Source organism: Streptomyces sp. NPDC037242, assembly GCF_055604165.1.
This window is the reverse complement of the sequence record NZ_JBVJUY010000033.1, coordinates 1-23,904: the sequence shown is the minus strand read 5'-3', so window position 1 is coordinate 23,904 and position 23,904 is coordinate 1. Positions and strand designations below refer to the sequence as shown.

Below are 23,904 nucleotides of genomic sequence, written 5' to 3'. Positions count from 1 at the left end.
CCCCTTCGCTAGAGTGATCAGCGGTGCGAGCGGGGGAGGCCGTCGATGGTGGCAGGGGCAGCGGCAGTGGACGGGACGCGCCTGCGTGCGCTGGAGATCGAGTTCGAGTCGCTGACGGACTACAGGACGACGATCGACGACCTGCTGCTGAAGCTCGACGGATCCCCGGCGAGCGACCGGCGACTGGCCCAGGTGACCCTGCCGGCCGGCACCTTGGGCGTGGGCTTCGCGGAGGCGGACGCGCTGTTCACGGCGTACCACGCGGTCCAGGAGCGATTACGGGGCCTGTCGAAGGCCCTGGCGGGGCAGATCGAGGCCCTGGGACTCGCGATCCTGTCGGCCGACGGGGGCTTCGCCGCGATGGACGACGAGGCCAGGCGGCGGATGGCGGCCCTCGCGAGGCGGGCGCGGGAGGACTACGTCGAGGAGCGTGATCCGCTGGCGCGTGCGGGCGGGAGCGCGGCGGGGGGCCGGCTCTGATGGTGACGCAGTTCGACGGGTACTCGCACCGGCAGCTGTGGAACATGGTCGCCGCGCTCGACCCCGGGACGGTGGAATCGCGGGCCGCGCAGTTGACGACGGCCGCGGCCACGTTCAAGGAGATCGGCGAGGCCCTCAAGAGCCACCGGGTCCGGGGCTGGGAGGGCGAGGCGGCCCAGGCCTTCCGGGACTGGGCGGGCCGGGCGGGAAGCGCGACGCTGCGGCTGGGCGAGTACAGCGCGGCGGGCGGCGAGTGGATGAGCCGCGCGGGCCAGGTGATGTACGAGGCCAGGGGCGCGGGCGGCGTCCCCGCGTACGACCCCGCGACGGCGGCGGCGCTCAGGGCCGACATCGAGGCGGCCCGCGCGTTCCACGACGACCCGGACGCGCAGCGGCGCGGCCGCGAGGCCTGGTCGAAGCTGACGGGCGACCACGAGCGCGCGGCTGCGGGCCTGAAGAAGCTCGCGGAGGCGTACGAACAGTCGACGCAGCAACTCGGCCGCGCGGAGATCCCCACGTTCCCGCCTCTGCCGGGGGTGTTCGTGCCGACGGGTTCTGGGGCTACGGCTCCTGGCGGCACTGGCGGTAGCGGGCCGATCGAGTCCGGCCGGGTGGTGGTCGAGCCCCACCCGGTGGCCGCCACCGTGCCCGGGCCGAGCAAGGGACTCGGGCACGTGAGAGCGCGGGACATCCCGGATCACGATGACGCGGGTGTCTATCTCGCCGGCGTCGGGGAGTTGTTGCCCGGCACATCCGCGCCTTCGGCTGTGACCTCTCAACCGTCAGCGATTCCCGTCAACAACGACGGCGGCTTCACCCATGGCGGTGCATTCCCGGGTGCGGCTGCTCCTGGCGGCAGGGCCGGCGGCGGCACGCCTCTGCGGGACGCGGGGATCGTGGGCGGCCGCCCGGTGGTGAGTGGCGGCGTGCCGAGTGCGGGAATCCCGCGCGGCACCGTCGTCGGCTCCGAAGGCACGCAGTTCGGCGGAGGGCTCCAGCAGGGTGCGGGCAGTCGCTCGACCACTGGCGGCCGACCGTTCACGCCGGGCGGCTCGGGCCTCGTACGCGGCAATCCGGGCGGGGCGGTGATGGGGCGAGGCGGCGCGGGAGCTCACGCGCCCAGGAGACGGCAGGAGCTCCGGGGCGGCGAACGCCCCGGCTGTCCGGCCGAGGACGAAGAGACCTGGCAGGGCGGCCGTCGTGTTGTTCCGCCGGTGATCGACTGAGCGGAACGGACTGGCGGTGGCGGCCGAAGCCAAGTCGCCCTCCCCGTCGTTGAACCCGTAAGGAACGTAAGGAGAGGCGCACGCGATGTCCTTCGACGAGGAATGGTCCGCCGCACGGACCACGGCCGCCACCCCCACGCCGAACGCAGACCTGGAGCTCAACCAGGACCACATCGGAGCCATCGGCAGCGAGGCGTTCAAGCTCCACCAGCGGCTGCACACCGACGGCAAGCACGCCGCCACCGCCACCGCCGAGGCCGCGGGCGCACTCTCCAGGGAGAACTTCGCCAGCGGCGCCGCTTTGCTCAAGGCCGGCACCCGCTGGGAGAGCCAGGTGAAGACCCTCGTCGCTGCTTGCGCGAACATCTCCAACGGCCTGAACTACTCCCTCTCCTCCCACAGGAAGGAAGAGAAGAGACTTCACGCGGAGTTCGCCGCCTCCAAGATCGACGCACTGCTGAAGTGAAGTGAAGTGAAGTGAAGTGATGTGACGTGCTGACATACGACAACGTGATGAACGCACCCGTGGACAAGCTCCAGACCGCCGTCAGCGACTGGCAGGCGCTGGCCGCCAAGCTCGAAGGACTGGCCGAAGCCGCCCGCAACGGCATGAAGGCCAAGTCCGACAAGGCCGAGTGGAGCGGGGTCACGGCCGGCGTGGCACGGCAGTTGGTCGACAAGACGGCCAAGGAGTTCCAGGACGCGGCCGAGGAAGCCAAGGGCATCCACCGGGTGCTCACCGAGGGCCACGCCACCTTCAAGTCCTCCCGCGAGAAGCTCCGCAGGATCACCGAGCAGGAGGCCCCCGCCGCAGGCTTCCGCGTCGACGGCAAGGGCGTCGTGTCGGCCACGCCCCTCGCGACCGACGAGGAGAGGTACTCGGCGCGCCACGACCCCGACTACCAGGAGTCGATCCGGGTCAACCGGCCGCTGTGGCAGGCGAAGGTCGACAAGATCATCGACGAGTGCGCCGACGCCGACCAGTCCCTGGCCCGCGCCCTCAGCGCGAACGTCACCGAGGACCACAACTTCGGCGCACCCAGGTACGCCGGGCTCGACGCCGAACAGGCGGCCCGGGCCTGCGGCCTCGCCAGGAAGGGCCGCCTCCTCACGCACGGCGAGCTGATCGAGCTCAACGAATTGCTGGCGGACAACGCCAAGGTCCCTGAATTCTCCGCGAAGTTCTACGAGTCCCTCGGCCCCAGGGGCGCGCTCGAATTCTTCGGCCGCCTGTCCACGGACACGTACGACTACGCCGAGCTCGACGGGCAGCGCCTCAAGGACGTCCGGGAGCTCCAGCGGAACCTCGGCCTCAACCTCGCCACCGCCACCGCGTCCGCGGCGGAACCGCACCTGCCCGACAGCTTCGCGCAGGAGCTGCGCAGGCTCGGCACCCAGCACATCCCGCTGGCCAGGTACGACCAGAACCCGCCGTACGGCTACCAGTTGCTCGGCGGCATCATGCGCTACGGGAACTACGACCCGAAGTTCCTGCTCCCCATCGCCGAACACGCCACCCAGCTCCACGCGAAGCACCCGGACCTCTTCGGCGGGACCCGGCACCTGAACGGCGGCCACGGCAGGAGCATGCTCAACCCGTCGGGCATCAACGGCGCCGGCTACGACCCGGTGGTCAGCTTCCTGGAGGCCCTGGGCCACAGCCCGGACGCGGCAAGGCAGTTCTTCGACCCCCAGCGCCCGCCGCACGCCTACGCCCACGACGGCACGGAGCGCCCGGGCCCGCCCGACCTGGGCCGGGGCCCCGACAAGCAGCCGATCACCGGCTACCTCGACTTCTTCGCCCACGAGAAGTACCACTTCACCCCCGACACCGAGGGCACCAACCCCGACAACTCCACCAAGGCCCGCACCTACACCCCAAACGCCCTGGGCCACGCCTTGGAAGCAGCCACACTGGGCCACGCCTGGGACGACCCGAAGCCCGTCCTGGCCCGAAGCGAGGAGGGAGCCAGGATCATGCAAGGCGTTGTTGCGAAATACGGCGGGGATGCTGGCCTGCTCAAGGAGCAGGAGGCGCTCGCGGACAGCCTCGGCAACATGGCCGCCGGATACATCGACGACCTGAATGTCGCGATCGACGGCAAGGAGCTGCAGAGCGTCTTTGCTCCCGGACCCAACGACCACCAAGCACACGCGTCGTTCGACCGCGAAGGGGCCCGGGACCTCCTCAGCGCCCTGGGACAGCACCCGGATGCGTACGCCACGTTGTCCACGGCCGAGCGCATCTACTCCTCCAGCGTGCTGGAGGCCCAGGGCATCCACCACGGGCAGGTCGACGAGGGGCGGGCCCGCGCGACGATCCGGACCACCGCCGAGGTGCAGGGCATGCTTGACGAGTCCCGGGCCGAGCAGGTCAAGGCTGAGGGCGAGGAACTGCACGAGAAGTACGAGAAGGCCCATGAGCAGCGGGCAGCATGGGTCGAATTCGGCACCACCGCGGCATTGGCTGCCGGTGTGGCCTTCCTTCCGGCCACGGCCGCGGTGGCCGGTGCGGCGGCGATCGCCGTCCCGCTCGCGGTGGACGTCGGCAGCGGAGTGGTGGAGCAAGCCGCGTCACACGTCGTCGGCGAGTGGTCGGACGGCGCCGTGAAGAAGCACGAGGACAAGATCGACGGTCAGACGCACGACAGCAACAAGACGATGTACCGGGCTGGCGAACACAGCGCGGAGGCTCCGATGCAGGACTTCCTGGTGCGCCACCGCATCGACCCCAACAGTAACTTCGGCAATGACTTCATCGAGTCGATGCGTGGCGGCTATCAGACCGGTAACTCCCGGGCCCGCCAGCAGGGGCACGATTCCGAAACCGGCAGGTGACGGTGATGGGAGAGCGGAGCCCCCGACGGCTCGCATTCATGGGCCTGTTGAGCCTGGTCGCGTTGGGTGCGGGCTGCTCGGCGGCCGAACCGGCCGAGCCGGCGCCGGAGCAGCCGAAGACCTTGTCCGCGGCGCAGGTGTGCGGCGGCACGTTGTTCACAGCAGAGGCCGCATCGGCCCTGGGGCGGGTTCTGCAGTCCTCGGAGTTCATCGTTCGTGACGAAGAGAGGAACCAGAGCGCGGCGGCCATGGCCAGGACCATGGAAGACGCCTACCGGGCGGGCAGCGAAGTCCGCAACATGCCGACCGGCAACTGCGACATCTCGGGAAAGGCGCAGCAGATCGACGGGGACGGCCGCTACCCCTCCGCCCAAGTGCGGTTCACGGCTTTCAGCAAGAGGGCGGGGATCCCGGAGGACGAACCGGGTGGGAGTGACAGCGGCGTCATGGTCTCAGGGGCCGTCCGTCGGTGGAACGTCGCCTTCGACTGCGTCAGTCCACGGGTTGGCTCGACGGCTGACGTCCCGCTGCGGATCACCGCAACCTTCCGTAACCAGTTCGACAAGGGCGCAGCCGCAGAGGGTGAGCTCGTCGGGGACTACAAGATCCTCGCGCACTCCGCCGCCCTGGCCGTCGCCAAGGAGCTGCGGTGCGTCGATGACGGGGGGCTGCCCGGGCGGGCCGACGGGTTGCCGCGGGCGTAGTAGAGACGGGGGTGTGGGGGCGGGGTACGCTCGGAGTACGGGCTGAATGCGTTCAACTCCGTTGTGTGTGGCCCGGGTTGGGGGAGCGCGGCAATGGGTGTGGATGGGGCGTGGGAGGACTCGCGCTTGGGGCGGGCGCTGCGGGAGGCCGTACCGCTGGTGGGGGAGGCGGCCGGGCGGCTGTCCGTGGAGTACGAGGAGCTGCGGGGCTACCAGAACCTGGTCGACGAGATGATCGTGCAGATGGAGGGCTCCGCGGCCGCCGCGGCCGGGCGCGACGAGCTGCCCAAGGAGGTCCTGGGGCAGGGCTTCGCCGAGGCGGACGTGCTGTTCGCCGCCTCGTCCCGGACGGTCGGCGTGCTGAAGAAGCTGTCGCAGGTGCTGTCCAAGCAGTTGATGGCGCTGTCCTTCGCCGTCGTCTTCTCCAAGAAGGGCTACGAGTCCATGGACGAGGAGACGCGGGCCAGGTTCACGGCCATCGCACGGGAGTTGCGCGAAAGCTCCGCGGGCCTGCCGGCCTCGGAGCGCCGGGGGCTCGGGAAACTGCTGGGGTTGCAGGGGGGAGAGGGCTGATGGCGACCGAGTTCGACGGGTACACGCACCAGCAGTTGTTGGCGATGGTCTCCACCGTTGATGCCGAGTCCCTGGAGGGTCGGGCCGCGCAGCTGAAGGCTGCCGCCGAGCTGATCCAGCGGATCGGGGAGGGGCTGAAGACGTACCGCGTCCCGGACTGGGAGGGGGCGGCTTCGGACGCGTTCCACGAGTGGGTCAACGAGACGGGTAACGCGACGCTCCGGCTGGCCGAGTTCGGTGACTTCGGCGGCCTGGTGATGGCCCACGCGGCGGTGGCCATGGCCGTGGCCAAGTCCGCGATGCCGGTCTTCGACGCGAAGGCCGCCGCCCGGGCCGCGGAGAAGGCGGAGGGCTTCGGCTTCGGGCCGTTCCTGGTCGCGGACGCCCGGTCCCGGCTTGACGGGGACCACCGCGAGGCCGTCGAGCAGATGCGGCGGCTGGCGCAGGCGTACGAGATCACGGCGCACCGGCTCAACAGCATGCCGGTGCCGACGTTCCCACCGCCGCCGGAGGGGATGGTGCCGGGCGAGGAGGGCGGATCCGGAGGGTCTTCCCCGACCGGCGGGGGAGGCGCGGTGGGCGGCTCCGGGGTGCGGGGAGGGGTACTCCAGGTACTCCCCGAAGGGAGCGGGGGCAAGGTCGAGGGCGGGGTCGCGGGAAGGGCCGGAGGGGAGGCCGAGGGCGGCAGCGCGGGCGGGGCCCCGGGCGGGGGGTCCGGCGCGGCCCCCGGCGGGCGCGAGGTCCTCGGCGGTGACGGGGCTCCCGACGGCGGGCCCGTCGGCGTCGGGATCGACCATGTCGAGCTGCCGTCGGCCGGTACGGCTACCCCGGCGGCCCCGGCCCCGGCCCCGGCCGCGTCGGGTCCCGCCGCGCCCCCCGGGGCGGGGGGCGGGTCGACCGGGCCCGTGGTCCTGCCGCCCGGCGGGGGCGTCATCTCCGGAGGCCGGCCGGTACCGGTGTCCACCACCAAGCCCGCGAAGCCCGGTACGGCCCTGCCGCGCGGCACCGTGATAGGCGCCGGCGGCGGCACGGGTGGCAGCGCCGGCGGTACGGGTGGCACCCCGGGCGGCACGGCCAGGGGCATCCCCGCTGGGCACGCGGGAGCCGCACCGGCGGTACGCGGCCCCGTGGCAGGGCGCCCCGGGTCGGCGGCCGGGCGCCCCGGGGCGCAGGCGCGCGGCCCCGCCGCGGGGCGGTCGAGCACGGGGGGCCGGGCGTTCACGGAGGGCGGGTCGGGACTCGTACGCCCACCCGGCGCCGCGGGCACCACCGCCGGCACGAGCACACCGCGGCCGCCGGGCCGCGCGGCGGCCGACCCGGGGGAGCGCGCCGAGACGGAGGGCAGCGCGCGCCCGGACTACCTGGTCGAGGACGAGGAGACCTGGCAGGGCAAGCGGGGTCTCGTCCCGCCGGTGATCGACTGAGCGGCGCCGCCACAAGGACCGGGCGGAGCCAGGCCGTAGGCCGGGAACCGGCCAGGGGGCAGGCCCGGCCCGGCCAGGGACCGGCCGGTCCAGGTCAGGCCCGGGACCGGCCAGGCCAGGCCAGGGGGGCCCGGCAGGGAAGAGCGGGCCGGGCCAGGGACCGGGCAGGCCAGGCCAGGGGGGCCCGGCAGGGAAGAGCGGGCCGGGCCAGGGACCGGGCAGGCCAGGCCAGGGGGGCCGGGCAGGGAAGAGCGGGCCGGGCCAGGGACGGGGCAGGTCAGGCCAGGGACCGGCCAGGCCAGGGACGGGGCAGGTCAGGCCAGGGGCCGGATAGGGAAGAGCGGGCCGGGCCAGGGACCGGGCAGTCCAGGCCGGGGACAGAGGCAAGAACGCCGGAGAAAGGCGAAGGCCGCCCAGGGGAGCGCCAGCCCCTGAGCGGCCCGCCGCGAAGCCGTGACCGGAATCGAACCGGCGTAACTCGCTTTGCAGGCGAGTCCCTCAACCACTCGGGCACACGGCTGTGTGGTGGTGCTGTGCAAGACCGTACGGAGCCCAGCGCGGCCGGGGAAGGGATCCGCAGGGGACGCAACGCGACTGCCATGCCGCGTTCACAGTCCGGCCCGACCCTGCCCGCCTCGCCCGGCGCGGGCCCCGCACGCCCCCGCGCCAGTCCGGCGGCGTCCCGGCACCGCGTCCCCGCCCCGCCCGGCGCGGGCCCGGCACATGCCGGACCGAGTCCGACGGCAGCCCGGCACCGCTGCCCCGCACGGCCCCGCCCCTTCGCCGGCCGACCGCGGTGGCCTAGGGCTGGAGGACCAGTCGGGATCCGTCGAATTGACAGGGTCGCCGGGCGGGAACGGACCTTACGCTGGGGCGATGAGCGCCCTTGAACCCCGCGTGCCCCAGAGAACCCCGCAGGCCCCGCCCCCGGCGGAGGCCGGGATCCTCGGGGCCGCGTACCGGACGCTCAGCATCGGGATCATCTCCGTCATCTTCCTCATAGCCTTCGAGGCGACCGCCGTCGGCACGGCCATGCCCGTCGCCGCGCGCGAGCTCGACGGGATCGGGCTCTACGCCTTCGCCTTCTCCGCGTACTTCACCACCAGCCTCTTCGGCATGGTCCTGTCCGGCCAGTGGGCCGACCGGCAGGGCCCGTTGCGGCCGCTCACCGTCGGGATCGGGTCCTTCGCCGCCGGACTGGTGCTCGCCGGGACCGCCGGCACCATGTGGATCTTCGTCCTCGGCCGCGCCGTGCAGGGCTTCGGCGGCGGGCTGGTCATCGTCGCCCTGTACGTCGTGGTCAGCCGGGCCTACGAGGAGCGGCTGCGCCCCGCGATCATGGCGGCCTTCGCCGCGAGCTGGGTGGTGCCCTCGATCGTCGGCCCGCTGGCCTCCGGGACCGTGACCGAGCACCTCGGGTGGCGCTGGGTGTTCCTCGGGATCCCGGCCCTCGTCGTCGTGCCCCTCGTCGTCGCGCTGCCCGCGATACGGCGCACCGCCTCCGGGCCGGTGGACACGGGCGGCGGCGCTCCCGCCGCCTTCGACCGGCGGCGGATCCGGCTGGCGTTCGGGATCTCGGCGGGCGCGGGGCTGCTCCAGTACGCCGCCCAGGACCTGCGGTGGCTCTCGCTGCTGCCCGGCGCCGTGGGCGCGGCCCTGCTGGTGCCCGCGGTGCTGGGGCTGCTGCCGCGCGGTACCTACCTGGCCCGGCGCGGGCTGCCGTCCGTCGTGCTGCTGCGCGGGGTCGCGGCGGGGTCGTTCATCGCCGCGGAGAGCTTCGTGCCGCTGATGCTGGTCACCCAGCGGGGGCTCAGCCCGACGCTGGCCGGGTTCTCGCTCGCGTTGGGCGGGCTGACCTGGGCCGGCGGGTCGTGGGTGCAGTCGAAGGGGCGAATGGCCCCGTACCGCGAGCGGCTGATGGTGACCGGCATGGTGCTGGTGGCCGTCGCCATCGCGGCGGCGCCGGCCGTGCTCATCGAGTCCGTGCCCGTGTGGACCCTGGCGGTGGCCTGGGCCGTCGGCTGCCTCGGGATGGGGCTGGTGATCGGCTCCACGAGCGTGCTGCTGCTCAAGCTGTCGGCGCCGGAGGAGGCGGGGGCGAACTCGGCCGCGCTGCAGATCTCGGACGCGCTGGCCAACGTGGTGCTGCTGGCGGCCGGCGGTGCGGCGTTCGCCGCGCTGGGCGGCGGTGCGGTGGGGGCCGCGCACACGGTGTCCGCCGACGGCGGCGCCTCGCACCCCGCGGCCTTCGTGGTGGTCTTCCTGCCGATGGCGTGCGTCGCGCTGGTCGGGGCCTGGGTCGCGACCCGGCTGAACGCCCCCGCCGAAACCCCGGTGCGGGACGCCTGACGGATCAGTAGCTTCCGACCATGAACGACCTGGTCATCCCCCTGTCTGACGGCGAGCTGGCGGAACTCGCCGATCTCGCCGACGCCACCGCGCGGACACCCGAGGAGTACGCGCTCGAAGCCGTACGGGCCCACCTGCGCGCGGAGCGCGAACACGTCGGGGAGGCCGCCGCCCGGCTCGCCCGGCGGCACGCCGCGCTGCTGAAGCGGCTCGGGCAGTGAGCGCCACCGGGGCCGGGCGCGAGACCCGGGCCGAAGCCGCGGCCGCCGCCGAGGTACGCCACCTCACCCTCGCCGAGGTGCTCGACCTCGCCCGCCACGCCTGCCTGGCCCAGGACCAGCCCGTCGAGCTGCGTGCCCCCGGGCTGCTGGAGTCCGCGGTGCACCGGCCGAGGGCCCGGATGTTCGGCACCCCGGCGTACGGGGACCCGTACGAGCAGGCGGCCGCGCTGCTCCACGGCATCGCGACGAACCACCCCCTGGTCGACGGGAACAAGCGGACCGCCTGGCTGGCCGCCGCGACCTTCCTCGCCGTCAACGGCATCGACCTCGCCGACGCCGACCAGGACACGGCGTACGACCTGGTCATCGACGTCGCGTCAGGGCACGAGGCCGATGTGGCCGCGATCGCCCGGCGGTTGCGCGCCATGTGACGCTCGCCGCACCCGCCGAGGTCACGGGCCTGTCCCTCCGCGGAGGGCGGGCCCGGGCCGGTAAGGTGGCCCGGTTGTCCTACGTACGACTGCCGAGAGCGACGAACCGGAGACCGTGACTACTACCGCCTCCCACCACCTCTCACCCGCCTTCCCCGGCCGTGCGCCCTGGGGTACCGCCAGCGCCCTGCGAGCTTGGCAGCAGGGTGCGCTGGACCGGTACCTGGAGACCCAGCCGCGCGACTTCCTCGCCGTCGCCACCCCCGGCGCAGGCAAGACCACCTTCGCGCTGACGCTCGCGTCATGGCTGCTGCACCACCACGTGGTCCAGCAGGTGACCGTCGTCGCGCCGACCGAGCACCTGAAGAAGCAGTGGGCGGAAGCCGCCGCCCGGATAGGCATCCGGCTCGACCCCGAGTATTCGGCGGGCCCGCTGAGCAAGGACTACCACGGGGTCGCCGTCACGTACGCGGGCGTGGGCGTACGGCCGATGCTGCACCGCAACCGGTGCGAGCAGCGCAAGACCCTCGTGATCCTCGACGAGATCCACCACGCGGGCGACTCCAAGTCGTGGGGCGAGGCCTGCCTGGAGGCCTTCGACCCGGCGACCCGGCGCTTGGCCCTGACCGGCACCCCCTTCCGGTCCGACACCAACCCGATCCCCTTCGTCGCGTACGAGGAGGGGAACGACGGGATCCGGCGGTCCTCCGCCGACTACACCTACGGCTACGGCAACGCGCTCGGCGACGGCGTCGTGCGGCCGGTCATCTTCCTCTCCTACAGCGGCAACATGCGCTGGCGCACCAAGGCGGGCGACGAGATCGCCGCCCGGCTCGGCGAGCCGATGACCAAGGACGCCATCTCGCAGGCCTGGCGCACCGCGCTGGACCCGCGCGGCGACTGGATGCCGAACGTGCTGCGCGCCGCCGACCAGCGGCTGACCGAGGTGCGCAAGGGCATCCCGGACGCGGGCGGGCTGGTCATCGCCTCCGACCAGGACTCGGCGCGCGCGTACGCCAAGCTGCTGCGCGAGATCACCGGGACCAAGGCGACCGTCGTGCTGTCCGACGACACGGGCGCCTCGAAGCGGATCGACGAGTTCAGCCAGGACGGCAGCCGCTGGATGGTCGCCGTCCGCATGGTGTCCGAAGGCGTCGACGTACCGCGCCTCGCGGTCGGCGTGTACGCCACGACGATCTCGACCCCCCTGTTCTTCGCGCAGGCCGTCGGACGTTTCGTGCGATCGCGCAGGCGCGGCGAGACCGCCTCGGTGTTCCTTCCGACGATCCCCTACCTGCTCGGCTTCGCGAACGAGATGGAGGTCGAGCGCGACCACGTGCTCGACAAGCCGAAGAAGCAGGGCGAGGAAGACCCGTACGCCGAGTCCGAGAAGGAGATGGACGAGGCGAACAAGCAGGAGGACGAGGACACCGGCGAGGACGAGCAGATGTCCTTCGAGGCGCTGGAGTCCGACGCCGTCTTCGACCGGGTGCTGTACGACGGCGCCGAGTTCGGCATGCAGGCGCACCCGGGCAGCGAGGAGGAGCAGGACTACCTCGGCATCCCGGGCCTGCTGGAGCCGGACCAGGTCCAGATGCTCCTGCAGAAGCGGCAGTCGCGGCAGATCGCGCACAGCCGGCGCAAGCCGGACTCGGAGGCCGACCTGCTGGAGCTGCCGGCCGACCGGCGGCCGGTGGTCTCGCACAAGGAGCTGCTGGAACTGCGGAAGTCGCTGAACACGATGGTGGGCGCGTACGTCCACCAGAGCGGCAAGCCGCACGGGGTGATCCACACCGAGCTGCGCCGGGTGTGCGGGGGACCGCCGAGCGCGGAGGCGACGGCCGGGCAGCTGCGCGAGCGGATCAAGAAGGTCCAGGAGTGGGCCACCCGGATGCGGTGACGCCTCCCGGCGAGGGGTGCGGTGGAATGCGGACGGGGTCCGTGCGGTGTGCCGCACGGACCCCGTCGCGTTGCTGCCGTTACGCGGTCGGGCGCCGGCGGCGGCCGGTGCCCGCGACCAGGGCCGCGCCCATGGCGACGGCCACCGCGGCGCCGCCGAGGGCCCAGGTGGTGGCCGGGTCGGCGCCGGTGGCGGCGAGCTGCCCGCCGGTGGCGGGTGCGGCGGTCGTGCCCGTGCCGGTGGCCGGGGCGGCGGTGTCGACGATCGGCTGGGAGCCGCCGTCGGGCTTCGGGGTGTTGCCCGTGTTGCCGGTGCCGCCGGTGCTGCCGCCGTTGTTCCCGTTGCCGGTCTGGCCGCCGGTGTTGCCCCCGGTCTGGCCGCCGTTGCCCGCGTCCGCCGCGCGGATGTTGGTCGTGGCGGTGTCCGTGCGGGACGAGACGAACTCGTTCGCGGCTTCCTTGCGCACGTACCCGTCGAACGACAGGTGGAACGCTCCGGGGGCGGTGTCGCCGGTGAAGCGGATGCGCAGGTCGACCGAGGTCTTGGCACCGGACTTGAGGGACACCCGGCCGATGTCGCCGCCCATGACCTCCTCGGAGCCGCCGAGCTCGACGTCCTGCCAACCGTAGGCGCTGCGGGCCTGGAGCTGGATCTGCGAGGTGGTGACCCAGGGGCCCTCGCCCTCGCCGCGGCCCATGTGGGTGGCCAGCAGGAAGTTCTCGACGTCGCCGCGCCCGGTGTTGTCGAGGTGCAGCGTCAGGTTCTGCCAGTCCGCTCCGGCCTGGAAGCCCGCCGCCGGGATTCCCTCGAAGGCCATCCGGGGACCCTCGACCTGGGTGGCCTCGTCCGAGCCGATGACCTGCGAGTAGTAGGTCGCCGTGTCGGAGACGGCGCCGCCGTGGTGCGGGTTGCCGGCGCCCACGAGATTCAGGCTGAACGGAGTACCGGGGGTGTCGCCCTTGAACCAGACATGGAAGACCAGGTCCCGCTGCTCGCCCGCGGCGTACTCGCCGCCGTAGTCGAGGATCCGGAGCTTGCCGTTCTCCTCGGTGACCTCCACGGGGTGCCAGTAGGACCGGCCGTCGGTGGTGGTGGCGAGGAACTCCACCTTGACCTGGTCCGCCCGGATGCGCTCCGGGCCCTCCGTGACGAGGTCGACGCCGACGCGGTACTCGCCGGTTCCGGCGCGCCCGGAGTTGTCCACCTTCATCGTGAGCGTGCGCCAGGCGTTGTCGCCGGCCCGGAAGCCCTGGTGGGGCAGCCCTTCGAGGCTGAGCTTCGGCCCCGTGGCAGTCTGCTCGCCCTCGCCGGCCCGCGTGATCTTCGAATCGTAGGACGCGGTGAGGGAGTCGACGGAGGTGTGGTTGGTGCCGGTGAACCGGATACGGATCGGGGCGGCGGCCGCGTCCGCGGCCACCCGCACCCGCACCGGGACGTCGACGGCCTTGTCATGCTCGACGGAGACGTCGACCAGACTGAAGGTCGCGCCCATCGGGCCGGGTCCGGGCTCCCGTATCGCGGGCTTCCACACGCCCGCGACGCGCTGCTCGACCTCGATGTGGGCGCCCTTGATCGGGCGCTCGGTGCCGGAGAAGTTCAGGCCGAGGAAGTAGCCCGGCACCTGCGGCTTGCCGTTGTTGTCGACGCGCAGGCTGAGCTCGGTCCACCCGCCCCCGGCCGCGAACCCGTCCTTCGGCAGGCCGTCGAGCGACAGCTTCGGTCCGCTGTACGGGTCCGCCTCGGGTGCCGCGTCCGCCTTCGGCTCCGCGTCCGGCGTGGTGACCGCCGTGTTCTTCGCCTCGTCGGCCATTGCGGGCGTGGCCATCAGGACCGTCGGGCCGACTACGGCTGCGGCGGCGACGACGGCCATGCGCTTGAGCTTCATGTGGTTCTTTCGTTCATGCGGCCGGTGCGCGGTTCGCGCGCGTGGGCCACCCCCCAGTGGTTCATTTTTGAACGTGATCAGACTAGGGCAGCGTTGTGATGCCGATGGGACCGGAGAGGTCACGAATTGACACCACTGGGAGCGCCGAACCCGCATAAACCGGCAGCAGGCGCCCGGATTCTGGACGAGCTCTTCCGCTGAGCGGACCCGCTCGCTACTGTCCCCGCATTGAACGCACCGTGGCAGCGCCGCCGCGGGAGCGCAGCCGGTGCCATGGCCGCTACCGGCGGCCTCTCCGTGCGTCGCCGAGGGACCGGCGGCGTTCCACCCAGAGAGTCACCGCCGCCCACCGAAAGAGGGAGAGGCGTCGTGACCGCGGAAACCTCCCAGACTCTCGACAGAGGACTCAGGGTCCTCAAACTGCTCGCCGACACCGACCACGGTCTGACCGTCACCGAGCTCTCCAACCGCCTCGGTGTGAACCGCACCGTGGTCTACCGCCTGCTGGCCACCCTCGAACAGCACGCCCTGGTCCGCCGTGACCTCGGCGGCCGGGCCCGCGTCGGCCTCGGCGTGCTGCGCCTGGGCCGCCAGGTGCACCCGCTGGTCCGCGAGGCGGCACTGCCGGCGCTGCGCTCCCTCGCCGAGGACATAGGCGCCACCGCGCACCTGACCCTCGTGGACGGCACCGAGGCACTGGCCGTGGCGGTCGTGGAGCCGACCTGGACGGACTACCACGTCGCCTACCGGGCCGGCTTCCGCCACCCGCTGGACCGCGGGGCGGCCGGCCGCGCCATCCTGGCCGCCCGCTCGGGCGCGCTGATCGAGCCCGGGTACACGCTCACCCACGGGGAGCTGGAGGCCGGCGCCAGCGGCGCCGCCGCGCCGCTCGTGGGCATCACCGGCCTGGAGGGCAGCGTCGGCGTCGTCATGCTGGCCGACGCCGTGCCGGAGCGGGTGGGCCCGAGGGTCGTGGACGCGGCGCGCGAGGTCGCCGACGCCCTGCGCTAGCCGCGGGGCCGGTGGTGTCACCGCGGTGCGGGTGCGCTGCCGGGCGCGGCACCGCTGCGGGGGCTCCGCCCCCGGGCTCCCGCGCCTCAAACGCCGGCGGGGCTGACTTCGGCCCTGCGCGGCCGGGTTCGGTTCGCGCGGCCGGGTTCGGCCTGCGGGGCCGGGATCGGCGCGTGGGTGCCGACACGGCATGGTAGTGGCCCGGCCCGATAGATTGGCCGGGTGCTCTCTCGCCTCACACGTCTGCCGCGTCCCGCCGCCCTGGCCGTCTGCGCCGTTCCCGTGGCCGGGCTGCTCGCCGCCGCCGCCTTCGCGCCGCTGCCGTTCGTGATCGCCCAGCCGGGCCTCACGGCCGACGTACTGGGCTCCCGTGACGGCAAGGAGGTCATCGTCGTCAGCGGCGCGCCCACCCGGCCGACCACGGGCCAGCTCCGGATGACCACGATCCAGGCCACGGGCCCCTCCACCTCGGTGCGCCTGAGCGAACTCGTCGGCAAGTGGTTCGACACGACCCGGGCCGTCATGCCCCGGGAGGCCGTGTACCCCTCGGGCGGAAGCGACGAGGAGATCGAGAAGCACAACCTGGAGGAGATGACCAAGTCCCAGTCGACGGCCGCCGCGGCCGCGCTCGGATACCTCCACAAGGACCCGAAGGACGTCAAGGTCGAGCTCAACCTCGCCGACGTCGGAGGCCCCAGCGCCGGGCTCCTCTTCTCCCTCGGCATCGTCGACAAGCTCGACGGCAACGGCAGCGGCGGCGACCTCACCGGCGGCCGCAGCATCGCCGGTACGGGCACCATCACCGCGGACGGCAAGGTCGGCGCGGTCGGCGGCGTGGCCCTGAAGACCCAGGCCGCGCAGCGCGACGGGGCGAGCGTGTTCCTCGTACCGCAGGCGGAGTGCTCGGACGCGCAGTCCGAACTCCCCGAGGGTCTGCGGCTGATCCCCGTCACGACGCTGTCGGGTGCGGTGAACGCTCTTCGGGCGCTGCAGAAGGGCGAGCCGGTTCCGTCCTGCTGACGGGTGCGGCGCCCGCCGGTCCGGGTTGGGCCTCCATCGAGCGCCAGGCCGGGAACACCAGCGGGGTGAGCGTGGCCAGCAGGTACGCGCCGCCGAACAGCAGCAGCGCCGGCCCGGCCCCGTACCCGTCGACCAGCAGGCCCGCCGCGAGCCCGCCCAGCGGCATGGTCAGCTCGCAGCCCGCGGTGCTCACGCCGGAGACGCGGCTGCGCAGGGAGTCCGGCACCCGCTCGTAGACCACGGTGGTCAGGATCGGGTTGAGCACGCCCGCGCCGAGCCCGGAGAGCGCCATGGTGACGGCCAGCGGCAGCGGGGTGTCGGTGAAGGCGGCCACGGCGAACCGCGGGGCCCCGCACACCAGGAAGGCCGCCGCGAAGACCGTCCTACGGGGCAGCCGCTCGCCCCACGCTCCGTAGAGCAGGGCCCCCAGCAGGGCGAAGCCGCCGAACAGCGAGATCATCAGCCCCAGGGCCGCGGGCCCCCCGAGGGCCTCCCGGCCGTGGACGGGCAGCAGGACCGAGGACCAGCCCTGGTCCAGGCCGTTGGTCACCATCACCATCAGGGTGATGCCCAGCAGCAGGCGCTGACGGGCCAGGAAGGCCCAGCCCTCGGCCAGTTCGGCCCGGTAGCCCGCGAACGACGCCTTCCCGGAGGCCCGTTGGGGCTCGGCGGCGGGCACCCCGCGCAGGAAGGCGGTGACCAGTAGCGCCGAGACGCCGAAGGAGGCCGCGTCCAGCAGCAGCACCACCTCGGAACCGAACGCCGCGATCAGTACGCCGGCCAGCGCGGCCCCGAGCATGCGGGCCCCGCGCGAGACCGCGTCGTACAGGCTGGCGGCGCGGGCGACGGTGGTGCCGGCGTGCTCGGCGAGGTCGGGCAGCAGGACGTAGCGGGCGGTCAGGCCGGGGGTGTGCACGAGGCCGCCGGCGGCCATCAGTGCGCACAGCATCCAGAACTCCAGCAGGCCCGCGTAGTGCAGCAGGGGGATCGCGGCGACCGCCAGGCCGCAGATCAGGTCGGAGGCCGCCGAGACCCGGCGGCGGCCGATCCGGTCGATGACCGGCCCGCCGGCGAGCGCGGCCACGATGACGGGCAGGGTGGCGCAGAAGGCGACGATCCCGGCCCGTCCGGCGCTGCCCGTGGTCTGGAGCACGAACCACGGGACGCCGATGAGGGTGAGCGAACTCCCGGCTATCGAGATGGTGTTGGCGGCCAGGACCGCGGTGAAGGGGCGCCTGCTCATGTCGTGCGCTGCTGGATCCGGGCGTGGACGTGGGCCGGCTGCATCAGGCGGATCCCGGCGGCGACCAGGGCTTCGCCGAGCCGGTCGCGCAGGGCGGGGGCGGTGGGGGCGGTGGGGGCGTTCTCGTGCGCGAGGTGCCAGTCGGCGGCCTCGGCGGCGAGTTCCGCGGTGCGGGCGGCGTGTATGCGGGTGTGGGTGAAGGCGTGCATGGCAGGACTCCTTCTGGGGACGGGGAACTGGGAAAGGGCGAGCGCTACTCGCCGTTGCGGCGGGGGAAGGCGTGGGTGTGGACGCGTACCGTCTCCGCGCCTTCGGCGGGCGGCAGATCGCGGTAGCTGTTGATCAACTCGTGCATCCTGTGGACCAGTTCACGGCTCTGCTCGGCCGACAGGCGCAGCGTGAAGTCGCTCATGTCGATGGAACGCCGCCACTCCTTGGGCCAGTTGACGGCGTCGCCGAGCCAGGTGTTCGTCTCCTGTGCGTGGATCGTCGCGATCTCCTGGAGGAAGACGTCGGCGGCCCCGCGCGTCTCGGGGTTGTCGTCGTACATCAGCGACTCGTCGAACCGCGTGCCGTCGTGGGTGGCCTTCCACCACCGCTCGCGGCCCTTGCCGTGCTCGGGGGCGTCCTCGACGAATCCGTGGGCGGCGAGCTGGCGCAGGTGGTAGCTGGTGGACCCGCTGGACTCGCCGAACCGCTCCCCGAGCTGCGAGGCGGTGGCCGGGCCGTCGCGGCGCAGGGCGGCGAGGAGCCGGATGCGCAGGGGGTGGGCGAGGCCGCGCAGGGAGCGCGCGTCCAGTGTCCGGACCTCGGGGCTCGGGTTTTCGGCGTTCTTCTCGGGCATGCCTCCACAGTAGAGTTGCAAAGAGTTCTCTGCAAGGATTTCTTTGCAACGTCTTCTTTGGAACTCTGTCGTCCTGGATCGGTCAGCCCGGTCAGCCCGGTCAGCCCGGTCAGCCCGCCTTGATGAGGCCCTCCCCGATCAGCCACTCCTTCGCCACCTCGTGCGGATCGTGCCCCTCCACGTCCACCTCCGCGTTGAGCTGCTGCGCCACCTCGGTCGTGAGCCGCTCGGTCAGCGGGGCCAACAGCTCTGCGATCACCGGGTACTTCGCCAGCGCCTTCGCGTTGATCTCGGGCGCCGCGTTGTAGTTGGGGAAGAAGTGCAGGTCGTCGGTGAGCGTGTCCAGGTCCATGGCCTTGATCCGGCCGTCGGTGGTGAAGGCCTCGCCCAGCAGGCAGGAGTCGGACTTGGACACCTGCGTGTAGATGATCCCGGCGTCCATCTTCCTGACGTTGCCCGGCGGGATCTTCATCCCGTACGCCTTCTCCATGCCCGGCAGTCCGTCCTCGCGCGAGGCGAACTCGTTCTCCACGCAGAGCGTCACCGCCCCCGGGTCCTCCCGCGCCAGCTTCGCCACGTCCGACATGGTCCTCAGGCCGTACTTCGCGTTGTTCTTCTTGCTGATGGCGAGGGTGTAGGTGTTGTTGAGCGCGGACTGCGGCAGCCAGGCGACCCCGTTCCTCACGTCCCCCTCGCGCACCGCCTTCCACTGCGCCACCGGGTCGTCGACCGGCTCCGCGTTGCCCTGGTAGGTGATCCAGGCCGTTCCGGTGTACTCGTACATGGCGTCCGCGTCGCCCTGGACGATCGCCTCGCGCGCGCTGATCGAGCCGGGCAGGTTGGTGCGGTCGAGGACCTCCGCGCCGGCGGCCTTGAAGATCAGGCCGATCATCTGGCCCAGCACGATGTTCTCGCTGAAGTTCTTCGAGGTGACCGTGAGGGAGGCGCCCTTGAGCGGCCGCCCCTGGCCCACGGAGCCCGGCGCGACGTCGTCCACCAGCGGGGACCCGCTCTTTAGCCCGCAGCCCGCGAGCGCCGGCAGCGCCAGCAGTGCCACCGAGCCCCCCAGGGCCGCCCGCAGCGGGAAGGTGCGCATCTACGCCTCCAGCCCGCGCGGCGTCAGGACCGTCTCGGCCAGCGAGGCCAGCCAGTCCACGAACAGGGCGAGCGCCACCGTCAGCACCGAGCCCAGCACCAGCACCGGCATCCGCTGCGTCTGGATCCCGGAGGTGATCAGGTCGCCCAGGCCCCCGCCGCCGCCGAAGGTGGCCAGGGCCGCGGTGCCGACGTTGAGCACCAGGGCCGTCCGTACGCCCGCCAGGATCAGCGGGACGGCCAGCGGCAGTTCCACCTTGAGCAGCGTCCCCAGGGACGACATGCCGATCCCGCGCGCCGCCTCCACCAGCTGGGGGTCGATGGCCCTGAGCCCCGCGACCGTGTTGGACAGCACGGGCAGCACGGCGTACGCGACCATGCCGATGATCGCGGTCGAGGGGCCGATGCCGAGCCAGATGACGAGCAGGGCCAGCAGCCCGATGGCGGGCGTGGCCTGGCCGATGTTGGCGACCGCCGTGACCAGCGGGGCGGCCCTGCGCAGCGCCCCGCGGGTGAGGGCGATGCCCAGCGGGATCGCGATGACCAGCACCCAGAAGGTGGAGATGGCGGTGAGCCGGACGTGCTGCCACAGCCGCAGCTGCACGTTGCCGTCGGCGAGGGAGTTCTCGGCGATCGTGTCGAGGGCGGTGTTCTCGATCCAGAGGTACGTGGCCAGCAGCACCAGCGCCAGTACGCAGGGCAGTACGGCCAGCTTGCGCCAGGTGATCCGGCGCGGGGGCGGGGGAGGGGCGGGCGCCTCCTCGGCCTCGACCAGCTCGTCGTCGCGGAAGGCGAGGTCCCGGAAGGCGGGGGTGGCGGGCTTGTCGGTGTTCACGGGGTGCCCGCACCGCCCTCCAGCTCCTGTTCGGTGCGGTGGTGGCGCAGTTCCTCCAGGTCGTGCTGGTGCTCGGCGGCCGTCAGCCGGTCCGCCTCCAGCATCTCGTGCACCGAGTTCATGAGGGTCTCCATGTCCACGACGCCGATGTACTCGCCGCGCCGGCCGGTGACGGCGACCCGGCCGCCGCTGTCGGTCAGGACGGCCTCCAGGGCGTCGTGCAGGGTCGCGTCCCGGGTCACCGTGTCGTGTACGAGCTGTCCGGCGCGGGCGAGCGAGCCCTTGGCGCGCATCAGGTCGCCGCGGCGCAGCCACTTGTACGGGCGGCCCCGCCGGTCCAGCATCAGCAGCTCGTTGGTCGCGCCGTCGCGCAGGGTGTTGAAGATCTGCTGGAGCGGGTCGTCCACCGACACGGTCGGGAACTCGGCGATCTCCACGTCCCGTACGCGGGTGAGGTTGAGCCGCTTGAGGGCCGCGCCCGCGCCGACGAAGCCGGAGACGAAGTCGTCGGTGGGGTTGGTGAGGATCGCCTCGGGGGTGTCGAACTGCGCGATGTGCGAGCGCTCGCGCAGCACAGCGATGCGGTCGCCGAGCTTGATGGCCTCGTCGAAGTCGTGGGTGACGAAGACGATCGTCTTGTGCAGCTCGTGCTGGAGCCGGATCAGCTCGTCCTGGAGGTGGTCGCGGGTGATCGGGTCCACGGCGCCGAACGGCTCGTCCATCAGCAGGACGGGCGGGTCGGCGGCCAGCGCCCGGGCCACGCCCACGCGCTGCTGCTGGCCGCCGGAGAGCTGGCGCGGGTAGCGGCCGTGGAACTCGCGCGGGTCCAGCCCGACCAGGTCGAGCATCTCCTCGACCCGGTCCTTCACCCCCGACTTCGACCAGCCGGTCATCTTCGGGACGAGGGCGATGTTCTCGGCGACCGTCATGTGGGGGAAGAGCCCGGAGGACTGGATCGCGTATCCGATCTTGCGCCGCAGCTTGACCGGGTCCATGTCGGTGACGTCCTCGTCGCCGATGCGGATCCGGCCGGAGGTGGGCTCGATCAGCCGGTTGATCATCTTCAGGGTGGTGGACTTCCCGCAGCCGGAGGGGCCGACGAAGACGACCGTCTCGCCCGCCTTGATCTCCATCGAGACGTCGTCGACGGAGGGGTTGGGGTTGCCGGGGTAGCGCTTGGTGAGGTTCTCCAGCTCGATGGTCGCGCCGGAGGCGCTCCCCGGACTGCCAGCGGCGGGCTCAGGCACGGATCCCCCTCGGGATGGTGAGACGGCCGAGCAGGACGTACGCGGCGTCGAAGAGCAGGGCGAGGACGACGATGCCGAGCGTGCCCGCCAGGACCTGGTTGATGGCGTTGGCGCTGCCCAGCGAGGCGATCCCGCGGAAGATCTCGTTGCCGAGGCCGGGCCCGGAGGCGTAGGCGGCGATGGCGGCGATGCCCATCAGCATCTGGGTGGAGACCCGGATGCCGGTCAGGATCGGCGGCCAGGCGAGCGGCAGCTCGACCCTGAGCAGCCGGGCGGTGCGCGACATCCCGATGCCCTTGGCCGCGTCGACCAGGGCCGGGTCCACCCCGCGCAGGCCCACGATCGAGTTCCGGACCACCGGCAGCAGCCCGTACAGCGTCAGGGCGATCACGGTCGGTGCGACGCCGAGCCCGACCAGCGGGATCAGCAGGCCGATCAAGGCGAGGGAGGGGACGGTCAGCACCGTGGAGGTGGCGGTGACGGCGAGGTTCCCGGCCCAGCCGCTGCGGTAGGTGAGGACGCCGATGGCGATGCCGAGCACGGTCGCGATGACCATGCACTGGAAGACGGCGCTGGCGTGCTGGAAGGCGTCGGTCAGGAGCTGCTGGTGGCGGTTGGACAGGTACGTCCAGAAGCTCACGTCTGGTCACCTCGTCCTGTGCCGGGCCGCCTCGGGTCAGCGGCTGTCGTCCTCGGCCGCCTGTTCGACCAGCGGGATGATCCGCAAGGGTACGGGATTCTCCATGACAATCGCTGTCGAAGCCCGCACGATCCCATCAAATGCGACAACGCGGTCGATCACCCGCTGGAGGTCGGCGTTGGAGCGCGCCACGAGCCGGCACAGCATGTCCCCGTGCCCGGTGGTGGTGTGCAGCTCCAGCACCTCGGGCACCCCGTCCAAGTGCGCCCGTACGTCCGCCCCTTGCCCCTGTTTGATCTCCAGCGTGGCGAAGGCGGTCACCGGGTACCCGAGGGCGGCCGGGTCGACCTGCGGGCCGAATCCGCGGATGACTCCATTCGACTGAAGCCGGTCCAGCCGGGCCTGCACGGTGCCGCGGGCCACCCCGAGCCGGCGCGAGGCCTCCAGGACGCCGATCCGGGGCTCGCGCGCGAGCAGGACGATGAGCCGGCCGTCGAGATCGTCGATGCCCATGGGTGCCTCCCGGGCTCGGGGGTGGTCATAGTGCACAGATGTTTCAGCCATCCTCCGGTGACACTGGGCATTCTGTACAGGAGAAATGGAAACTATTGCGCAGCTTGTGGATCGGCGGGACTCTGCGCTCATGACTGAGTCTCTGGCGAACCTCGAAACCACTCCGCACACCGCGCGTGAGGCGGACCCCTTCCCGGTGAAGGGCATGGACGCCGTCGTCTTCGCCGTGGGCAATGCCAAGCAGGCCGCGCACTTCTACTCCACCGCCTTCGGCATGAAGCTCGTGGCGTACTCCGGACCGGAGAACGGCGTCCGCGAGACGGCGAGCTACGTCCTGACCAACGGCGCCGCGCGCTTCGTGCTGACCTCGGTCATCAAGGTGGCGACCGACCACGGCCGCTTCCTCGCCGAGCACGTCGCCGAGCACGGCGACGGCGTCATCGACCTCGCGATCGAGGTCCCGGACGCGCGGGCGGCGTACGCGTACGCCGTGGAGCACGGTGCCCGCGGCCTGGACGAGCCGTACGAGGTCAAGGACGAGCACGGCACGGTCGTGATGGCCGCCATCGCCACCTACGGCCAGACCCGCCACACGCTGGTCGAGCGCCGCGACTACACCGGCCCGTACCTGCCCGGCTTCGTCGCCGTCGACCCGATGGTCGAGCCCCCGGCCAAGCGCACCTTCCAGGCCATCGACCACTGCGTGGGCAACGTCGAGCTCGGCCGGATGAACGAGTGGGTCGCGTTCTACAACAAGGTCATGGGCTTCACGAACATGAAGGAGTTCGTGGGCGACGACATCGCGACCGAGTACTCGGCGCTGATGTCCAAGGTCGTCGCGGACGGCACCCTGAAGGTGAAGTTCCCGATCAACGAGCCGGCGATCGCGAAGAAGAAGTCGCAGATCGACGAGTACCTGGAGTTCTACGGCGGCGCGGGCGTCCAGCACATCGCGCTGGCCACGAACGACATCGTCGCCACGGTGCGCGCGATGCGCGCCGCCGGCGTGACCTTCCTGGACACCCCGGACTCCTACTACGACACCCTCGGCGAGTGGGCCGGCGAGACCCGGGTGCCCGTCGAGACCCTGCGCGAGCTGAAGATCCTCGTCGACCGCGACGAGGACGGCTACCTGCTGCAGATCTTCACGAAGCCGGTCCAGGACCGGCCGACGGTCTTCTTCGAGATGATCGAGCGCCACGGCTCGATGGGCTTCGGCAAGGGCAACTTCAAGGCCCTGTTCGAGGCGATCGAGCGCGAGCAGGAGAAGCGCGGCAACCTCTGAGGTTCCCAGTCCGGCGGGGGGGGGGGGGGGGGGGGGGGGGGGGGGGGGGGGGGGGGGGGGGGGGGGGGGGGGGGGGGGGGGGGGGAGGGGGGGGGGGGTGGGGGGGGGGGGGGGGGGGGAGAGAGAGGGGGGGGGGGTGG

Annotated in this window: 23 protein-coding genes and 1 tRNA gene; 14 read left to right on the top strand and 10 right to left on the bottom strand. The window is 72.3% G+C overall.

The annotated features are described in order from the left end of the window. Window positions 1–45: 45 nt before the first annotated feature. From ACZ7GJ_RS30600 to ACZ7GJ_RS30570, 7 genes are all read left to right on the top strand, one after another. The gene (locus ACZ7GJ_RS30600; RefSeq protein WP_470756147.1) at window positions 46–480 is read left to right on the top strand and encodes a hypothetical protein; all 435 of its coding nucleotides are present in this window, start codon (window positions 46–48) and stop codon (window positions 478–480) included. Next, window positions 480–1,706 carry a hypothetical protein gene (locus ACZ7GJ_RS30595; protein ID WP_470756146.1) on the top strand — a complete coding sequence of 409 codons (1,227 nt, stop codon included), beginning with the start codon at window positions 480–482 and terminating at the stop codon, window positions 1,704–1,706. Before ACZ7GJ_RS30600 ends, ACZ7GJ_RS30595 begins: the two co-directional genes overlap by 1 nt. Before the next feature lie 85 nt (window positions 1,707–1,791). Continuing rightward, on the top strand, window positions 1,792–2,172 hold the full coding sequence (locus tag ACZ7GJ_RS30590) for a hypothetical protein (protein WP_470756145.1): 381 nt from the start codon (window positions 1,792–1,794) through the stop codon (window positions 2,170–2,172). 47 nt (window positions 2,173–2,219) lie between these two features. Next, window positions 2,220–4,544: a hypothetical protein gene (locus tag ACZ7GJ_RS30585; protein WP_470756144.1), complete on the top strand. Its 2,325-nt coding sequence runs from the start codon at window positions 2,220–2,222 to the stop codon at window positions 4,542–4,544. A gap of 47 nt (window positions 4,545–4,591) precedes the next feature. Next, the gene (locus ACZ7GJ_RS30580; protein ID WP_470756143.1) at window positions 4,592–5,248 is read left to right on the top strand and encodes a hypothetical protein; all 657 of its coding nucleotides are present in this window, start codon (window positions 4,592–4,594) and stop codon (window positions 5,246–5,248) included. A gap of 93 nt (window positions 5,249–5,341) precedes the next feature. Beyond that, window positions 5,342–5,821, top strand: a complete 480-nt coding sequence (locus ACZ7GJ_RS30575) for a hypothetical protein (protein WP_470756142.1) — start codon at window positions 5,342–5,344, stop codon at window positions 5,819–5,821. Next, window positions 5,821–7,245 (top strand): WXG100 family type VII secretion target, encoded by a 1,425-nt coding sequence (locus ACZ7GJ_RS30570; RefSeq protein WP_470756141.1) that lies wholly within the window; start codon window positions 5,821–5,823, stop codon window positions 7,243–7,245. The genes ACZ7GJ_RS30575 and ACZ7GJ_RS30570 overlap by 1 nt, the downstream gene beginning before the upstream one ends. Window positions 7,246–7,693: 448 nt before the next feature. Here the strand turns inward: ACZ7GJ_RS30570 and ACZ7GJ_RS30565 are convergent. Beyond that, window positions 7,694–7,765 (bottom strand) — tRNA-Cys (locus tag ACZ7GJ_RS30565). A 356-nt stretch (window positions 7,766–8,121) separates the two neighbouring features. Here ACZ7GJ_RS30565 and ACZ7GJ_RS30560 point away from each other — a divergent pair. The 4 genes from ACZ7GJ_RS30560 (at window position 8,122) to ACZ7GJ_RS30545 (ending at window position 12,146) form a co-directional block, all read left to right on the top strand. Continuing rightward, entirely contained in the window at window positions 8,122–9,594 is a 1,473-nt protein-coding gene (locus ACZ7GJ_RS30560) for an MFS transporter (RefSeq protein WP_470756140.1), read from the top strand. A gap of 20 nt (window positions 9,595–9,614) precedes the next feature. Beyond that, the gene (locus ACZ7GJ_RS30555) at window positions 9,615–9,815 is read left to right on the top strand and encodes a hypothetical protein (RefSeq protein ID WP_470756139.1); all 201 of its coding nucleotides are present in this window, start codon (window positions 9,615–9,617) and stop codon (window positions 9,813–9,815) included. Continuing rightward, entirely contained in the window at window positions 9,812–10,246 is a 435-nt protein-coding gene (locus tag ACZ7GJ_RS30550; protein WP_470756138.1) for a type II toxin-antitoxin system death-on-curing family toxin, read from the top strand. The genes ACZ7GJ_RS30555 and ACZ7GJ_RS30550 overlap by 4 nt, the downstream gene beginning before the upstream one ends. 115 nt (window positions 10,247–10,361) lie before the next feature. After that, the gene (locus ACZ7GJ_RS30545) at window positions 10,362–12,146 is read left to right on the top strand and encodes a DEAD/DEAH box helicase (protein ID WP_470756137.1); all 1,785 of its coding nucleotides are present in this window, start codon (window positions 10,362–10,364) and stop codon (window positions 12,144–12,146) included. Between the two features lie 79 nt (window positions 12,147–12,225). Here the strand turns inward: ACZ7GJ_RS30545 and ACZ7GJ_RS30540 are convergent, their stop codons facing one another. Further along, window positions 12,226–14,031, bottom strand: a complete 1,806-nt coding sequence (locus tag ACZ7GJ_RS30540; protein ID WP_470756136.1) for a hypothetical protein — start codon at window positions 14,029–14,031, stop codon at window positions 12,226–12,228. A 369-nt stretch (window positions 14,032–14,400) separates the two neighbouring features. On the opposite strand from ACZ7GJ_RS30540, the gene ACZ7GJ_RS30535 reads away from it, so the two are divergent. Beyond that, window positions 14,401–15,042, top strand: coding sequence for an IclR family transcriptional regulator (locus ACZ7GJ_RS30535; protein WP_365921598.1), 642 nt, complete (start codon window positions 14,401–14,403; stop codon window positions 15,040–15,042). Window positions 15,043–15,264: 222 nt separating this feature from the next. After that, window positions 15,265–16,062: a S16 family serine protease gene (locus ACZ7GJ_RS30530; protein WP_470756135.1), complete on the top strand. Its 798-nt coding sequence runs from the start codon at window positions 15,265–15,267 to the stop codon at window positions 16,060–16,062. Here ACZ7GJ_RS30530 and ACZ7GJ_RS30525 read toward each other — a convergent pair. The 8 genes from ACZ7GJ_RS30525 to ACZ7GJ_RS30490 form a co-directional block, all read right to left on the bottom strand. Further along, window positions 15,992–17,305, bottom strand: a complete 1,314-nt coding sequence (locus ACZ7GJ_RS30525) for an MFS transporter (protein ID WP_470756134.1) — start codon at window positions 17,303–17,305, stop codon at window positions 15,992–15,994. The genes ACZ7GJ_RS30530 and ACZ7GJ_RS30525 overlap by 71 nt on opposite strands. After that, on the bottom strand, window positions 17,302–17,514 hold the full coding sequence (locus tag ACZ7GJ_RS30520) for a hypothetical protein (protein ID WP_470756133.1): 213 nt from the start codon (window positions 17,512–17,514) through the stop codon (window positions 17,302–17,304). The genes ACZ7GJ_RS30525 and ACZ7GJ_RS30520 overlap by 4 nt, the downstream gene beginning before the upstream one ends. A 44-nt stretch (window positions 17,515–17,558) precedes the next feature. Beyond that, window positions 17,559–18,149, bottom strand: a complete 591-nt coding sequence (locus tag ACZ7GJ_RS30515) for an ArsR/SmtB family transcription factor (protein ID WP_470756132.1) — start codon at window positions 18,147–18,149, stop codon at window positions 17,559–17,561. Between the two features lie 109 nt (window positions 18,150–18,258). Continuing rightward, the gene (locus tag ACZ7GJ_RS30510) at window positions 18,259–19,245 is read right to left on the bottom strand and encodes a glycine betaine ABC transporter substrate-binding protein (protein WP_470756131.1); all 987 of its coding nucleotides are present in this window, start codon (window positions 19,243–19,245) and stop codon (window positions 18,259–18,261) included. Continuing rightward, window positions 19,246–20,079, bottom strand: coding sequence for an ABC transporter permease (locus tag ACZ7GJ_RS30505; protein ID WP_470756130.1), 834 nt, complete (start codon window positions 20,077–20,079; stop codon window positions 19,246–19,248). After that, complete coding sequence (locus ACZ7GJ_RS30500; RefSeq protein ID WP_470756129.1) at window positions 20,076–21,326, bottom strand: betaine/proline/choline family ABC transporter ATP-binding protein; 1,251 nt, start codon at window positions 21,324–21,326, stop codon at window positions 20,076–20,078. Before ACZ7GJ_RS30500 ends, ACZ7GJ_RS30505 begins: the two co-directional genes overlap by 4 nt. Next, window positions 21,319–21,966, bottom strand: a complete 648-nt coding sequence (locus tag ACZ7GJ_RS30495) for an ABC transporter permease (RefSeq protein WP_365921614.1) — start codon at window positions 21,964–21,966, stop codon at window positions 21,319–21,321. Before ACZ7GJ_RS30495 ends, ACZ7GJ_RS30500 begins: the two co-directional genes overlap by 8 nt. Before the next feature lie 36 nt (window positions 21,967–22,002). Next, window positions 22,003–22,479 (bottom strand): Lrp/AsnC family transcriptional regulator, encoded by a 477-nt coding sequence (locus ACZ7GJ_RS30490; RefSeq protein ID WP_365921616.1) that lies wholly within the window; start codon window positions 22,477–22,479, stop codon window positions 22,003–22,005. A 130-nt stretch (window positions 22,480–22,609) separates the two neighbouring features. Here ACZ7GJ_RS30490 and hppD point away from each other — a divergent pair, with 130 nt between their 5' ends. Next, window positions 22,610–23,764, top strand: coding sequence for a 4-hydroxyphenylpyruvate dioxygenase (gene hppD, locus ACZ7GJ_RS30485; RefSeq protein WP_470756128.1), 1,155 nt, complete (start codon window positions 22,610–22,612; stop codon window positions 23,762–23,764). Window positions 23,765–23,904: the final 140 nt, after the last annotated feature.